The organism is Caballeronia sordidicola, assembly GCF_002220365.1.
Taxonomy (GTDB): Bacteria; Pseudomonadota; Gammaproteobacteria; order Burkholderiales; family Burkholderiaceae; genus Caballeronia; species Caballeronia sordidicola_C.
The window spans coordinates 36,823-50,361 of the sequence record NZ_MTHB01000223.1; the positions used below are offsets into that span (position 1 = coordinate 36,823).

Genomic DNA, 13,539 nt, shown 5'->3' on the forward strand with positions numbered 1-13,539 from the left:
GCACCGCTCAATGTATTCGCCGCGTCGCCGATAACGCCCGCGCCAAGGCGCTTTTCAGCACTTCATAGCGCACGGGTTTGAGCAGGTAATCGAAGAACAGGATGGCGGCGCTAGGGTCGACCAGATCCGGTGCGTAGGCACTCACCGCGATCACAGGCAAGCTCGCGCCCGCTGCCCGCCTTGCCCGGTATTCATTCACGAACGAGTACCCGTCTTTGCCCGGCATATGCAGGTCGGCGAGGATCACATCGGCCTGATTGTTCTCGAGCCACGCGAGCGCACTGTCCACATCGGGCATTGCCACGCTCGAATAACCCAGGTGCGTCAGCATTTCAGTCAGCGACTCGCGGATCGAATCGTGGTCGTCAATCACCAGCACGCGTGCTTTCTTCAATGGCGGCAAGTCCGCCGGCGCTCGCTCGCGCTCGGGCATTCGCGCCACCGGTGCGGCGGGCAAACTCACGCGAAACGCCGCGCCCTGACCGACGTCACTCGAGACGTTGACCACGCCCCCCAGCAATTCGACCAGTCCGCGCACGACGGCGAGGCCCATGCCGGCGCCATCGAAGCGCCGCGTGCTCGATGAATCGAGTTGCGTGAATTCCTTGAAGATCAGCGGCAACTGTTCGCGCGCAATCCCGGGACCGGTATCAATGACAGAAATATCAAGCCTTTCGAGCGAGCGTTCGAAACGCACATCGATAGAACCGGAGTCGGTGTACTTGATAGCGTTCGTCACCAGGTTGGTCACGATCTGACGCAGCCGGTGCTGGTCCGATTCCACCAGACCCGCCTCGCCCGCGAACTGCCCGCGCAACGCCAGGCCCTTCGCCACGGCCGCCGGGGTATTGGCGTCCACGATGGAGTCGAGCAGTTCCATGGGATCGAATACAGTCAGCCGCAATTCAAGCTTGCCGGCGCCGAGCCTCGCGAAATCTGTCAGGTCGCGCATCTGTGCCTCAAGATGGCGTGCGCCGGTCTCGAGCCGCTGGATGATCTTGCGATCGCTTTCGCTATGCAGGTTTAGTTCCAGCAGTTCCACCGATGACACGATGGCATGCAAAGGCGTGCGCAGCTCGTGGCTGATCATGCCAAGGAAAGCGTCCTTCGCCTGCGATGCCTCGCGCGCCGCGCGAGTTGCCTGATGTTGCGCTTCGAGCGCCGCGCGTTGCTGGTGAATCAGCCGCGAGCGCCGATAGCCGTTGAGCAGCAGCATGGCGGTGGCCACCATGGAAAGCATCGCGAGCAGCATGCCCGCGGCAAACAAATAACGCCGCTTCGAAACGAAATCACGCGCAATGTAATCACGCTCCGCCACGTCGACCACGCGGCGTCCGTTCGCCAGTTCGTTGACTGCATCCTGGTTCTGCCGCAATACGCCAATGATCTTCAGCGTGCGCCCGGGGTCCCTGCTCAACAAATCGATATCCGGGTCGATAGACTCGAGCGCCGCGTCCAGTTGCCGAAGGATCTCCTGTTGACGGCTTCGCAGGGTGCCGCCATCGGAGAGCATCGCGGTAGAAGCGGTGACAATGGCGAGCTTCGATTCAAGCACCTCGAACCGGAGCTGGATCTCGTCGGTATCGGCATCGATCCCGCTGCGATACAACAGAATCTGGTTCGCAAAGCGGCCGTACGCAATCTGGAATTGCGCACCGTCCCAGTAGAAACCGTCGTACGGCAAGGTGAGTTGCTGCGTGGTCTGGTTGGCCAGCAGGACGGAATACAACACGTAGCCCACGCCGCCCAGCGGCGGCGCAATGGCTGCCGCAACCAGCATCGCAACCTTGAAACGGCGAAGCGGCCCACGCATCATTTCACGACCATCGCTTTTATCTGCCACACGAACTTCGCCTCTGCGGCCGATCCACTCAACTCGGACGGATACGCGTCGCGCGGATAGATCAGGAACAACGGACCAAAGTTGCTGACGGTCAGGCGCACGCCATTCCTGCTGTAAGCCAGAATTGCGCCATAGCGCTCAGCTTCCCTGGCGCTCACCGTGTATGAATAATCGTCGATCGTGCGCAGTTCGATGCTGTCGGCGCGTGCGTCCACGAGCTTCAGCACGTCACCCAGCAGCGGCCCGGAGAAGGTGGACTTCGGCGTCCAGGTGGTCGAGGTTGTGATCGTATGGACCGGCAGCTTCAGCAGCTCGGCTTCGCTGATGTGATAGACGCTATGGTCCGGGTCGTTGGTGCGCCCGATCATTCCCTGCACGTCCAGCGCCAACGGAGCCGCGCTGGCGGCCGGCGACAACAAAGCAAGCAGCGAAGCCGCGAGCGCTCTCAGGATCCGCTGCTGTGTCATGGCGGCGGTCAATGCTGTTCGTCAAAGGCATGTGCCGCACGCTCGGACGCCACCACGATCAACTTCATGGTGGCGCGCGTCGCGCCGACAAAGAACTTGCGCGCGACCTGTTCGTCGAAGCTGTCGAAATCGACTTCGGTCAGGATCACGCAAGGTGCCGACTGCCCCTTGAACCGATAGATCGATTCAAGCAACACATCACCTTCCCTGTATTCCGGATTCCCGAACAAATCGTAAGTGCCCGTGAAACTGCGCAAGCGATGCGGCCCGAGCTGGTCGACCGAAGTCAGCACCGAGCCTTCGCGTCCGCGAAAGGACAACACCGCAATGTCCTGCTTCCGGTAACCGAGCGCCAGCGCCTGAGTGATCGCTCGCTTGGTCGCCTCGATCACTTCGTCGGGGTGGTCGTTTTCGTAGGTGGAGAGACTGACTTCGGAACCGTCGAAGGGACTGCCCGCATCGAGACGCACGTCGCGTCCCACGATCCGCCGGATGTACGCCAGCAAGTCGCGGGGACTGCGATAGTTCGTGGTCTCGCGCAACGTGGTCCAGCCGGGCAGCGGCACGGGGTCGCGGAAATACAGGTTCTGCATCGGATCTTCGAGCCACCACCACGCGCCGCCCGGCTTGAGCAACCGGGCCAGCGCGTCCACCCAGGCCGCCTGGAAATCCTGGCCTTCGTCGACAATCAATACGTCGAACTTCCAGTGCTCCGCAATCTCGACGTTGGCGAAACGCTCCTCCAGCGTGGCGAATACGTTCGGCTGGCTGAAATCCGGCGGGATGCCGGCATCGCGCGTCACGCTTGCGCTCAGCTGGTGATAGTTGGCAATGCGCGCTTCGGGCGGCGCGACCAGGCGGATGTGATCGGCGAGCGGCCGGTTGAAACACACGTACAGCACGCTGCGTCCCAACGCCACCGTGTCGCGCATGACCTGCACCGCCAGTTGTGTCTTGCCCGAGCCGGCCGTACCGATCACGCGCAGCCTGAACGGCTGGAATTCGAGCCGGCGCGCCCACGTGGCGAGCCCCCCCGAGAGCCGGGTGACGAGCATGTCGGCCTGACCGACCAGCGCGTTGGTATCGGGTGTGAGGGCGAGTTCATCGGAGAGAAAGTGATGGATCCGCGCAGACGCTTCGAAGCGCGCCTCGTCAGGCGGCAGGATATCCAGCACGACAGACGGCAGCTTCGCTCGGCGGCTGGCGTCGACAATGCGCGCTTCGGGCACGCCTGCAATGGACGCGTCCTTCACCGTGTAGTCAGGGCAATACAGCAGCTCCTCTATCCGGTAGGTGCCCGCGCCGAATGCGGCCGTGAAGCGCCGGTGCAAGTTCTCGAGCGTCCGTGCAAGCTGGATCGCGACGTTGCGCTCTTTCTGCATGTAGACCTTCATCAGGCCCGCGGGCGTCTCACGCAGGAATCCCGCCTTCTGTTCGATGACCAGCACCCGGCCCGACGGCGCGACCACGACGAAGTCCGCTTCCCCGAACACCGAAAAACCTTCGTTGATCCGGGTCCAGTGAACGCCGTGGTACACGGTGTAGTCGTCGGGGAGTTTTGCGAGCAGCGCCAGCGTGTCGAGTTCACGCACGGCAGCGCCGGTCGCTTCCATATTCTTCCAGTCGTCGGGGACGATTCGAGCCATGCTTCGCCTTCGCGCCTAAGTGCGTATCAATGCGTGTGAGTGCGTGTAAGAACCGGAAAAACCCTGATTCAAGCAGGAGCCCGGTAACCAGCGGCCATTGTACGCAAGCCGCAGGGCTGTCTCCGGTCGCGTCCCGGGTCAGTCCGCAAAATCGTATTTTCCGCCACGCTGCAACGCTCGCTGATAGGCCGGACGCTCGTGAATGCGCTTTACGAACGCCGCTACATGGGGAAGCGTCTTCGCGCCCGCACGCTGAGTTCCGGCTTCGAGCGGGAAGCTCATCTGCACATCGGCAGCGCTAAAGGAATCGCCGGCGAACCATTCGGACTTCGACAGCTCGCTCTCTATGAAGCCGAAGTGCAGTTTCAATTGCGGGTCGATGAAACTGTCCTGCATGGTCCGCGCGATGCGGCGCGCGATAGGCTTGACGAAAAACGGCATGGGCGCGCTGGCGATGCGCAACGCCACCAGCTTGAGCAACAGCGGCGGCATGGCGGAGCCTTCGGCGTAGTGCATCCAATAGTTGTAGCGGATGCGTTCAGGCGTGGCCCCATGCGGGGGCGAGAAACGCCCTTGTCCGTAACGTTCGTTCAGGTACTCCATGATCGCGCCAGACTCGGCGATCGTCTGGCCGTCGTCCGTGATGACCGGAGACTTCCCCAGCGGATGCACAGCGCGCAACTCGGGCGGCGCGAGCATGGTGTTGGGATCGCGCTGATAACGCTTGATTTCGTAGTCGACGCCCAATTCTTCCAGCATCCAGAGCACGCGTTGCGAACGGGAATTGTTGAGGTGGTGAACAATGAGCATGGAAGATTGCCGTAGGGGTTTAAATCCGGGGTTGAAGTCCAGTCACAAACGCGCCAAGAATACAACATGGCTGCGTATGGGCGTTCGTATTCACACCGAGGCAATCCTCAGTTTAGTGTCGAATTCGTGGGGTAAGGCCCGCTTTGTGCAACACGCATGAACGAACGCGATTTGCCGTTCTTTGCTTTTTCTCGTTTCCAGATCAAAACAACGCAAAAGGACAATTCAATGACCCTGGTTATTTATCTGTTGGGCTGGCTGATACTGATTGGCGGCGTGTCATGGGCGCTGGTCGCCATGCATGTGGCGCAACACACCATCATGATTGTCGACGTGATCTTGCTGGGCATTGCAGTCATCACCGGCGCCACCCGCGCGCGCAACCGCGACCGGTCATAAGACCGCAATCAAGTGTCACGGGCGCGCGGGACGTACTCGTCCTGCGTGTACCGGCGGCGAGCTGCGCATATAACGCTAACTAGGACAGCACGCGCGCGCTAAGCGACTGTTGAATCAGCCTCACGAGTTCATCGGGATGCGCGGGTTTTGTCATGAAGTGCTGGAACCCTTCGCCGATGCTTCGCAGCCGGTATTCGTCTCCGTCGTGCCCTGTCAGGGCTATCGCTATCGATGGCGTCAGGTTGCCTCGAATCTCATGGTCACGCAGGCGCTGGATCAGGTAAAAACCATCCATCATCGGCAAGTCGATGTCGCAGATAACAGCGTCGGGCAACTCCCGGATGACTGTCTCGGCGCCCTCTTCAGCGTCCGCCACGGCGACGACTTCCGCGCCTTCCTCCTCCAGCAGCATTCGCAGTGACTCTCGGCTCTCCAGGTCATCTTCGATCAGCACAATCCTGGTATGTCCCAGTCTCGCTACTTCATTCATCATTATCTTTTCTAACAGCCCAAACAGGATTCCGGTGCCGATGTCGCGGTTCTCGCGTCTCACTCACTGCGCAGCTTGCGGCACGACGGCATGAGATCCATGCGGCACCGTGTGATCTGCCGCGCGCGCCGGTGTCGAACGTCGCGCGGGTTAAATATTCGACGGGCGCAGTATGCCTCATTGCGCGGTCGAACAAACTTGCAGCAATAAACAGACCGAGCGCAGAAACTGCATGAGAAACCACGGCGAAAGCCCCTCTGCGCGAGGCCTTGCGCAAACCCTAGTGGGCTCGTGACAGGTCTGCGCGAAGTCGCGCGCCGGTCCGCATTTGGCGCCGCGCGTGTAATTTTTTACCCGGCGCGCCGTTTTGAAAGTTCAGACGTATCGACACCTATATCAAAGTGAAAGCTTGGCTGCAGTGTGTGTCGAATGCGGTACCACCTGATGCGAGCGCAACAGCGCGCGATATTCGGTCGGCGTCAGGCCCACGGTCGCCTTGAACTGTCGCGTGAAAGCACTGTGGTCGGTGTAGCCGCATAACGCCGCTACGTCGGTTACCTTGTCGTGCGTGAAAAGCAGCGCCGTGGCCGCATCGAGCCGCGTCTTGAGCAACACCTGACGCGGTGTCAGATGAAAAACCTTGTGGAAATAACGCTCTAGCTGGGCGATCGACATGTTCGCCATCGCCGCCAGATGCGGCATGTTCAGCGGCTGCACAAAGTTGCTCTGGATATGCTGGACGACGGCCGCGAGCCGACTGTAAGCCGGATGCGTCCCTTCGTCCGCCTGCAGGTCGCGCGAGATGCCGGCCAGGCCAACGACCGTGCCGTGCGCGTCGTGGAGCGGCTGCTTCGACGTCATGCACCAGCCCGGTTGGCGCGCGGGGTAGAGATGCAATTCGAGCTGGTCGATCATCGGATTGCCCTGCGCGATGATCGACTGGTCCTGCGCCGTGTAAATGCGGCCAAAGCGTTGCGGGAAGACTTCTTCCGCAGTCTTGCCGAGCAGCCCCAGCTTGTCCTTCAGGCCGCAGCGCGAAGCCAGCGCCCGGTTCACCAGGGCATAACGCGCTTGCGCGTCCTTCACGAAAAAAACGATATCAGGCATCGCGTCGAAGACCGGCTCCAGCAGCCTGAAATGCTGCAGCATGGCCTCGAGCGTCGCGGCACCTGCGGGCGCCTGCAGCGTGACGTGCAAGGCGGGTGGAGCGGCGCCGTGTTCGCGCTCAGCATGCGCCGGACGGTCCGTCGTAATGGTCATTCGCGTCTCGCTGGCGTCGTCGGAGTCCGCAAGTGCCGACCATGCCACGTATGCCGCGTGGATGGGCGCGCACCGCGCTGCGCCCGATTATAAAGGCGAGAAGCGTCTGTCAAAATTGGGAATGACGACAGGAAGGCTTGAGGCAATCAGAGAACGACGGAGGAGGTACACGCAGCGCGCATGTTGCACTGACGAGACTGACGACATCCCGGTCCGGCGCTCAGGCCGCCGGGATACCCCAGGCGAACGGGTCGGTGCTGTCGAAGCAGAGTCGGCCTTGCGCCATGATGTGCGCGTGTCCGGTAATGGTCGGGATTACCACCTGACTCGCAAGTTCGCCCGAGCGCCTGTAGCTTGCCTCGAACACGCTGCCAATGATGCTTTCCTGCCGCCATACCTCGCCCTCGGCCAATTTATTGTCGGCGGCCAGACAGGCGACCTTCGCGCTTGTGCCTGTGCCACACGGCGAACGGTCGTAGGCGCTGCCAGGACACAGTACGAAATTGCGGCTATCGATACCTGCACGCGGTGAGTCCGCGAACAACTCAATGTGGTCGATCATCGCGGCGCTCTCACCGGTGATGCCTTGCGCCTGCAATGCCTCACGAATGGCATCTGTTACCGCCGTCAGTCGGGTCAGGTTCGTTGCAGCGAGATCCTGGCCGTGATCGGCTACGAGAAAAAACCAGTTGCCGCCCCAGGCGATATCGCCTGTCAGTGGCCCGTAGCCGTCCACATCCACGCGGACCGCTTGCCGGTATCGGTACGAGGGAACGTTGCGCACGCTCACCCGTCCATCCTGATGCAGCGTGGCCTCGACAAAACCCGCAGGCGTCTGGATCCGGTGTGAACCCGGCTGGATCTTCCCCAGGTAAGCAAGAGACACGATCAGGCCGATCGTGCCGTGGCCGCACATGCCGAGATACCCAACGTTATTGAAGAAGATGACCGCCGCCGCACACGCGGGGTCATCCGGCTCGCACAACAATGCCCCCACGATCACGTCCGAGCCGCGTGGTTCGGTGACCACGCCCGCACGCCAGTCGTCGTGTTCAGTGCGGAGATTTTCCAGGCGCTCGGCCAGGGTGCCCCCACCCAGATCCGGTCCACCCGACGTAACAAGGCGAGTGGGTTCGCCGCCCGTATGGGAATCGATGAAGTGTAGGATTTTCATGCTGATATCGTAGAAATTTGGACGTGAGCCGTCTTGGCGACGCTCAGCGAATTTGATGCCGATTTCGGCATAGATGACGTTCTCTTGGTGAACTTGGGAGCACTTGATTATCGTGCGCTCTCGGCCTGATTCCGCTACAGACAAGACCGCCCGGTCCAAAGGACAGACAATCGCGGTTGTGCCGAAATCGGCATCGCAATTGCGCCCAACATGCAAGACAGCCCATTCTGCAATGCTTAGACTGCACTCAATCAATTACTTTTAGGAGAGCCGCCATGGCGCATATCTGGGAAGGCGTAATGCCCGCCGTCACGACCAAGTTCAATGCAGATTTCAGCATAGATCGCGCTTGGACGAAGAAGAATATCGAAGCGCAAATCGCGGCCGGGGTGGACGGCATTATTGTCTGCGGATCGCTTGGTGAAGCGTCGACGCTTTCGCTCGACGAGAAGCTGGATGTGCTGGACATCGGCGTCGATGCAGCCCAGGGACGCGTGCCCGTGTTGCTGACGATTGCGGAAAACAGCACGCTCGACGGTTGCCGCCAGGCCGAACTCGGCGTCAAGCACGGCGCTGCCGGTTACATGGTGCTGCCGGGTTTGCGTTATTTGTCGGACCGGCGCGAAACGCTGAACCACTTCCGCGTGGTCGCCAGTGCGAGTCCCTTGCCGATCATGGTCTACAACAACCCGCTCGCGTACGGCGTTGATGTGACACCGGACATGTTCGCCGAACTCGCCGATGAAAAGAAGCTCGTCGCGATCAAGGAATCGGCCGGCGACGTACGCCGCTTCACCGACCTCATCAATGCGGTCGGCGATCGCTACGCACTCTTTTGCGGTGTCGATAACCTCGCGATGGAAGCCTGCCTGATGGGCGCGCATGGCTGGGTGGCGGGGCTGGTTTGCGCGTTTCCTGCAGAGACCGTGGCAATCTTCAAGTTGCTCAAAGCCGGGCGCCTGGAAGAAGCCCGCACGATCTATCGCTGGTTTGCGCCGCTGCTCGCGCTCGACGTCTCGGCCAAGCTGGTGCAGAACATCAAGCTCGCCGAAGCCATGGTAGGTCTGGGCACCGAACCGGTCCGGCCGCCGCGCTTGCCGCTGGCCGGCGACGAACGTCTCGCGGTGGAAGCGTTGATCAAGCGTTCGATTGAAACCCGGCCGGTATTGCCGACGTTCTAAATCGAGTTTTACCGCGGCGGCTCTGGCTTGTTCCCATTCAAACAAGACGGTAGTCGCCGATGTTTTACTGCTGACCGATACTGACCGATAGCGCCCCTCTTGATCCGCCAGCCGGAAAATACGAGCCTGTCCTGGCTCCCCTGTCCTGGCTCCCCTCGCCCAACGCGTTGCTGCCTGGACATACAAGCAGCCTGTCCGCGAACGCTCCCAAGCCTCAAAATCAGCCAAGTACCGTCGAACCTCCAAGACAAAAAACAGGCATTCATTATATTCTATGAAATATCACGGTACTATTCTTTTACCCCCGATTATTCATCTTGCCTGAGCAAAGAAACCGATCCAATCATGCATCTCGAGGATTTACCCATGTCCGGGCAACAGGCATCGACACCCCACCCTCCCGCTTGCGTCCCGCTGAGTCACGACCTGTCGGTCGCCATCACGCCGCTCAACTCGGCGCGCAATCCTGAGCGCACAGAAGCAATCAGGGAAGTGGTCGATGCATTCCGGAACCTGCGCGCAAGCGTCGCCCGTTTTGTCCTCATGCTCGAGGACATGCGCGGTAATGCCCGCTCCCTCGAATCCACGACCGGCCAGCCGCTCGGCGAGCTTTTGTCTTCCCTTGAAGTTCACGCTCGCGCGCTCGATTTCGGCCGCCTCGACGACCTGACGTTTGCCATCGAAACCGCCAGAACGGCTGAGCAGCAGCGCGATCAGGTATTTCTGGCCGCGCCCGGCAGCGGCACGGCCAGTCTTCAGCAGGTTGCGCGAAGTCTCGAACGCCTGGACGCCACCTTCGTTGGCTTATGCGTCGAGCACGTGCTGGAGCGGCACTATCGCGACCGTGCGAGCAGCGACGTGTCTGCGTGAACGTCGGCGCTCCATAAGCCAGAACTACCAGGACCACCGGGCATTGATTTCGTCAAAGCAACCGTCCAGATTTGGACCGTTATATTCAATGATATATTTCGATATCCGTTCATCGAGCAGGCTAAAGGCCGTTGTCTGTTCAGCCGTTTGACATCCAGATCGATTCGAGGTGAATGTGCAATCCGTGCCCCCCTTCCGCCTTGCCCGCACGCCGTCCACTGAATCGACCAGCGCTGCGGGTGCTTATACCGGCGCTCACGCCGGCGCGGCGGATGCTTGCTGCGCGCCTACCGACGCAGAGCTTCGCAGTCCGCGCCGCCGGGCGCGTCTGTCAGATCTGGATTCGCATTTGCATTGCTCGGTCATCGGCACATGCCTGAGCACGAACGAGCTTAGAAAACTCGTGCCGAAGTTTACGGATCTCGATCGGCAGCACGCGACGGATCTGGAAATTCATCACGCCGCAGTGGAACTCGCCATAGAAGGTGGCACGGGCGCCAAGGCTCTGCAGAAGGCGCTCGATGCCCGTTACTCGGGCGCCGTGCGCCGCTTCGAAGCGGCAAAAAATCCTGAAGCCCTGCTGGCGCTCTGGAAAGACGCGCTCAAGAGCGGCGATATTCCGCCGGCATACTGGGCATTGATGACGCATCCGGAAGCCGTCATGAGCGTGCGCCAGACTGCGTTCGGCGACCTGCACATGTTGTCCCATCTGGTGGGCGCGGCCAACCGCGCCGACATCCGGCGCCTAGTTGCACTCGAAGAAGAAAATGCGGCGCTCAAGGACAAGATGGAGCGGCAGCAAAACAAGCTGCTCGAATTGACTACTGAGCGCGACGCGTCACTAAGCCAATTGAGCGCGCACGTGGCCGAGTTGTCGGCGAAGGCAGACCGCACACCGGATACGTCTGAAGCAGGTCTGGAGGCTGAAGTCCAGGCGTTGCGCGAGGCACTGGCTGCGCGCGACGAACGTCTTGCGATTCACACCAGCCGCCGGGAAACCGCCGAGCAACGCGCGCTCGATGAGCAGCGCCATGCGCAGACCTTGAGCCAGCGGCTGGACGATACCATTGCGATGCTCAACGTAGTCCAGGCCGAATGCAACGCGCTGGAGCAGGCGCTGGTGGCTCAGGGCAGCGAAACCGGCTCGAAGACCGACGATCTCACTAACCTGAGCGGCAAGCGCGTGGTTTATGTGGGCGGCCGACCCGGTTCGAACGCCGCGTTAAGGCAACTCGTTGAGTCGGCGGGAGGCGATTTTGTCGTCCACGATGGCGGCATAGAAGACCGCAAGGGCATGTTCGCCGCTGCGCTCCCGCGAGCGGACATTGTCGTGTTTCCGGTCGACTGTATAGACCACGACTCCATGCATCTGCTCAAGCGCGTGTGCGATCGTCATCAGGTCGACTATCACCCGTTAAGAACCGCGAGCGTCGCAAGCTTCGTGGAATTGATGACACGGCTCGGCCGGGCGTCGCCGCAACCCGGTAATACGCCACCAGCGTCCCGGTTTTGCCTGCGGCACGGCTAAGCCCTTGCGCCTCACGCTTGCTGCGGCAAGCACGATGATCAGCGCTTGATCAGCCTGGTCAGCGCGGAAATCTGCGGCGCGCAGGTCTTGGCCGCTTCTGCTTCAATCTCACGATAAAGCCGCACGATCTTTTCACCAACCGGCGTCAGCACGCAACCACCTCCCGCTGAACCACCCGTTTCCGAAGACGTTGCAGGCTCCTTGAGCGTGCGGTTCAGTTCGTCGATAAGCAACCACGCACGCCGATACGACATGCCCAGGCTGCGCGCGGCAGCCGAGATCGAACCGTGCTCATGCACGGCCTCGAGCAAATCTATTTTCCCCGGGCCGATTGCCACGGCATCCGCCTGGCGAATGCGCATGCGAAAGCGCACCTCAGGCTGACGGGATAAGGACGGAGTCGCTGGATCTTTCACGGATTTAGCCATGCGCGAAAGCATACACGAGGCCGACAGGCCCATGCATCCACGACATTACCGGTGCATGAGCAAGCCGCGGTGCTCAGGCGCAGTGCACGAGCGCAGTGCTTAAGATTCATCGCCGAAACAAAACCCGAAATCTTCGCAGCCCGGACACCCTGGCGCCGGCTGCGGCGTCCGTCCGAGCGACAGCGCAAGTTCTCGCGCGAGAAATTTTTTCCAGCGCATTCCATCGATATTGCGTGCCACCAGCGCCGGGAAATACCGGCTGAGCATGTCAGTGACTTCGTCACGCCCGCTTAGTCCGAGATCGCGCCACAGATGGTCGGGCCGCAAGCACGCATGGGCGATGATCGACGCGAGGCAGTCCGCGTCGGCCATATCGGCGGCGCTGCTCGCCCGGACATGACCCTGCAGGAAGACCACAAGCTCGCCGATGAATCCGACCTGCTCTTCCGAATGGATAGCCAAATCCGCCCTTGGCGGTTGCATTGCGCCAAAGTGCCGGCCATACAGCGAGGCAAATTGTTCCAGCGATAACCCAAGCAGAGAAGGGTCGCTGTGCGCAGCAAGCAAGGTGGCGAACAACGCGGTGCCGGGGGTATCAGGGGCAGACGATGCAGCCAGCAACTGGGCACGTGTCACGAGCAAATGTGTCATTGCCGGGTACCGGGGAAATGGCTCGAGGAATGGCTCGACGGTATAGCCGATCGCGGGATGTCACGGGAAGGATCGACTCAAAACCAGTATGCCACGCGCAGTTCGGAGTCAAGCCCGTGTCTCGCGCCAGGAAGCGCTTGCCGCAACGGGCTTCGGAGGTTTACCCGGTATTAAAACGTCAAATCAGGCCGTCAAGACCCGCGCTACGATCCGCACAAGCCGCTTCACATGACGGGGGGCAGGGAGAATATCCGCGCCTGAAAACAGAATGGGGACGCCATCCTCGGTGCTAAGCGAGCGGCCTCCGCATTCATGGGCAACAATGACACGCTCACCCACGGGCGTATTGAATAATTCGTGCCATGAAAAGGTGACCGCGTAGCCATCGTGCGCGACCGCAATGAACACTGTGCGCTTGAACTCGCCCTTAGGCTCGGGGCGCAGTCCGGCTTTCATGATCAGGTCTTTCAGCAACACTCCGCGATAGGTGTCGACGCTGCGGATAAACCGGTTCGTCGTGTAGCACCGCAGATCGAAAGGATCGGCGACTACGTTGGGTTGCTCCCTGAATTCCGCAAGATCAACGGTCAACGGTCGCTGGAAATCCCCTTCAAGCGATATGACGGCTTTCGCAGGGGTTTCGAGCGCGACTGCGTGGGAATCGGCATCACTCGCATCACTCATTTCTCATCCTCCAGGGGCCGGTTTCAGGCGGCTTGTCCGGCATTATATCCACGCGAATATTACGCTGCTGTCACAGCCGGCAAGTCAGTGCGCGAACAATAGGCAACA

14 protein-coding genes are annotated in these 13,539 nt (G+C 60.8%); 4 read left to right on the forward strand and 10 right to left on the reverse strand.

Features of this window, described 5'->3' with window-relative positions:
* Positions 1-7: 7 nt before the first annotated feature.
* The 4 genes from BSU04_RS31070 to BSU04_RS31085 form a co-directional block, all read right to left on the reverse strand.
* Positions 8-1,843 carry an ATP-binding response regulator gene (locus BSU04_RS31070; RefSeq protein WP_306427241.1) on the reverse strand — a complete coding sequence of 612 codons (1,836 nt, stop codon included), beginning with the start codon at positions 1,841-1,843 and terminating at the stop codon, positions 8-10.
* Positions 1,813-2,310, reverse strand: a complete 498-nt coding sequence (locus BSU04_RS31075) for an oxidoreductase (RefSeq protein WP_089164118.1) — start codon at positions 2,308-2,310, stop codon at positions 1,813-1,815. The genes BSU04_RS31070 and BSU04_RS31075 overlap by 31 nt, the downstream gene beginning before the upstream one ends.
* Before the next feature lie 8 nt (positions 2,311-2,318).
* On the reverse strand, positions 2,319-3,956 hold the full coding sequence (locus tag BSU04_RS31080; protein ID WP_089164119.1) for an ATP-binding domain-containing protein: 1,638 nt from the start codon (positions 3,954-3,956) through the stop codon (positions 2,319-2,321).
* 138 nt (positions 3,957-4,094) lie between these two features.
* Entirely contained in the window at positions 4,095-4,766 is a 672-nt protein-coding gene (locus BSU04_RS31085; RefSeq protein WP_089164120.1) for a glutathione S-transferase family protein, read from the reverse strand.
* Positions 4,767-4,994: 228 nt separating this feature from the next.
* Between BSU04_RS31085 and BSU04_RS46745 the strand changes: the two genes are divergently transcribed.
* A complete protein-coding gene (locus tag BSU04_RS46745; protein WP_179258496.1) occupies positions 4,995-5,165 on the forward strand; it encodes a hypothetical protein in 171 nt (56 codons plus the stop codon).
* A 79-nt stretch (positions 5,166-5,244) separates the two neighbouring features.
* Here BSU04_RS46745 and BSU04_RS31095 read toward each other — a convergent pair whose 3' ends face one another.
* The 3 genes from BSU04_RS31095 to BSU04_RS31105 all read right to left on the reverse strand — a co-directional run bounded on the left by BSU04_RS31095 (position 5,245) and on the right by BSU04_RS31105 (position 8,089).
* Entirely contained in the window at positions 5,245-5,658 is a 414-nt protein-coding gene (locus BSU04_RS31095) for a response regulator (protein WP_089164151.1), read from the reverse strand.
* A gap of 393 nt (positions 5,659-6,051) precedes the next feature.
* On the reverse strand, positions 6,052-6,804 hold the full coding sequence (locus tag BSU04_RS31100) for an AraC family transcriptional regulator (RefSeq protein ID WP_256983501.1): 753 nt from the start codon (positions 6,802-6,804) through the stop codon (positions 6,052-6,054).
* 331 nt (positions 6,805-7,135) lie between these two features.
* Positions 7,136-8,089 carry a 4-hydroxyproline epimerase gene (locus BSU04_RS31105; RefSeq protein ID WP_089164153.1) on the reverse strand — a complete coding sequence of 318 codons (954 nt, stop codon included), beginning with the start codon at positions 8,087-8,089 and terminating at the stop codon, positions 7,136-7,138.
* Between the two features lie 275 nt (positions 8,090-8,364).
* Here BSU04_RS31105 and BSU04_RS31110 point away from each other — a divergent pair, with 275 nt between their 5' ends.
* The 3 genes from BSU04_RS31110 to BSU04_RS31120 all read left to right on the forward strand — a co-directional run bounded on the left by BSU04_RS31110 (position 8,365) and on the right by BSU04_RS31120 (position 11,668).
* Positions 8,365-9,270, forward strand: a complete 906-nt coding sequence (locus BSU04_RS31110) for a dihydrodipicolinate synthase family protein (protein WP_089164122.1) — start codon at positions 8,365-8,367, stop codon at positions 9,268-9,270.
* 345 nt (positions 9,271-9,615) lie between these two features.
* Positions 9,616-10,140: a hypothetical protein gene (locus BSU04_RS31115; RefSeq protein WP_144021409.1), complete on the forward strand. Its 525-nt coding sequence runs from the start codon at positions 9,616-9,618 to the stop codon at positions 10,138-10,140.
* Between the two features lie 184 nt (positions 10,141-10,324).
* The gene (locus tag BSU04_RS31120) at positions 10,325-11,668 is read left to right on the forward strand and encodes a DUF2325 domain-containing protein (protein ID WP_089164154.1); all 1,344 of its coding nucleotides are present in this window, start codon (positions 10,325-10,327) and stop codon (positions 11,666-11,668) included.
* 38 nt (positions 11,669-11,706) lie between these two features.
* On the opposite strand, the gene BSU04_RS31125 is transcribed toward BSU04_RS31120, so the two are convergent.
* The 3 genes from BSU04_RS31125 to BSU04_RS31135 form a co-directional block, all read right to left on the reverse strand.
* Positions 11,707-12,030 (reverse strand): winged helix-turn-helix domain-containing protein, encoded by a 324-nt coding sequence (locus BSU04_RS31125; RefSeq protein ID WP_306427242.1) that lies wholly within the window; start codon positions 12,028-12,030, stop codon positions 11,707-11,709.
* Between the two features lie 165 nt (positions 12,031-12,195).
* Positions 12,196-12,747: a nitrogen fixation protein NifQ gene (locus tag BSU04_RS31130; protein ID WP_089164124.1), complete on the reverse strand. Its 552-nt coding sequence runs from the start codon at positions 12,745-12,747 to the stop codon at positions 12,196-12,198.
* A 183-nt stretch (positions 12,748-12,930) separates the two neighbouring features.
* Positions 12,931-13,431: a molybdopterin-dependent oxidoreductase gene (locus tag BSU04_RS31135; RefSeq protein WP_089164125.1), complete on the reverse strand. Its 501-nt coding sequence runs from the start codon at positions 13,429-13,431 to the stop codon at positions 12,931-12,933.
* Between the last annotated feature and the right edge of the window lie 108 nt (positions 13,432-13,539).

What these genes read in the sequence shown, in the direction of transcription:
- BSU04_RS31075 (WP_089164118.1), bottom strand. Translation starts at nt 2,310, where the DNA reads ATGACACAGCAGCGGATCCTGAGAGCGCTCGCGGCTTCGCTGCTTGCT.
- BSU04_RS31080 (WP_089164119.1), bottom strand. Translation starts at nt 3,956, where the DNA reads ATGGCTCGAATCGTCCCCGACGACTGGAAGAATATGGAAGCGACCGGC.
- BSU04_RS31085 (WP_089164120.1), bottom strand. Translation starts at nt 4,766, where the DNA reads ATGCTCATTGTTCACCACCTCAACAATTCCCGTTCGCAACGCGTGCTC.
- BSU04_RS46745 (WP_179258496.1), top strand. Translation starts at nt 4,995, where the DNA reads ATGACCCTGGTTATTTATCTGTTGGGCTGGCTGATACTGATTGGCGGC.
- BSU04_RS31095 (WP_089164151.1), bottom strand. Translation starts at nt 5,658, where the DNA reads ATGATGAATGAAGTAGCGAGACTGGGACATACCAGGATTGTGCTGATC.
- BSU04_RS31100 (WP_256983501.1), bottom strand. Translation starts at nt 6,804, where the DNA reads ATGCTGCAGCATTTCAGGCTGCTGGAGCCGGTCTTCGACGCGATGCCT.
- BSU04_RS31105 (WP_089164153.1), bottom strand. Translation starts at nt 8,089, where the DNA reads ATGAAAATCCTACACTTCATCGATTCCCATACGGGCGGCGAACCCACT.
- BSU04_RS31110 (WP_089164122.1), top strand. Translation starts at nt 8,365, where the DNA reads ATGGCGCATATCTGGGAAGGCGTAATGCCCGCCGTCACGACCAAGTTC.
- BSU04_RS31115 (WP_144021409.1), top strand. Translation starts at nt 9,616, where the DNA reads ATGCATCTCGAGGATTTACCCATGTCCGGGCAACAGGCATCGACACCC.
- BSU04_RS31125 (WP_306427242.1), bottom strand. Translation starts at nt 12,030, where the DNA reads ATGCGCATTCGCCAGGCGGATGCCGTGGCAATCGGCCCGGGGAAAATA.
- BSU04_RS31130 (WP_089164124.1), bottom strand. Translation starts at nt 12,747, where the DNA reads ATGACACATTTGCTCGTGACACGTGCCCAGTTGCTGGCTGCATCGTCT.
- BSU04_RS31135 (WP_089164125.1), bottom strand. Translation starts at nt 13,431, where the DNA reads ATGAGTGATGCGAGTGATGCCGATTCCCACGCAGTCGCGCTCGAAACC.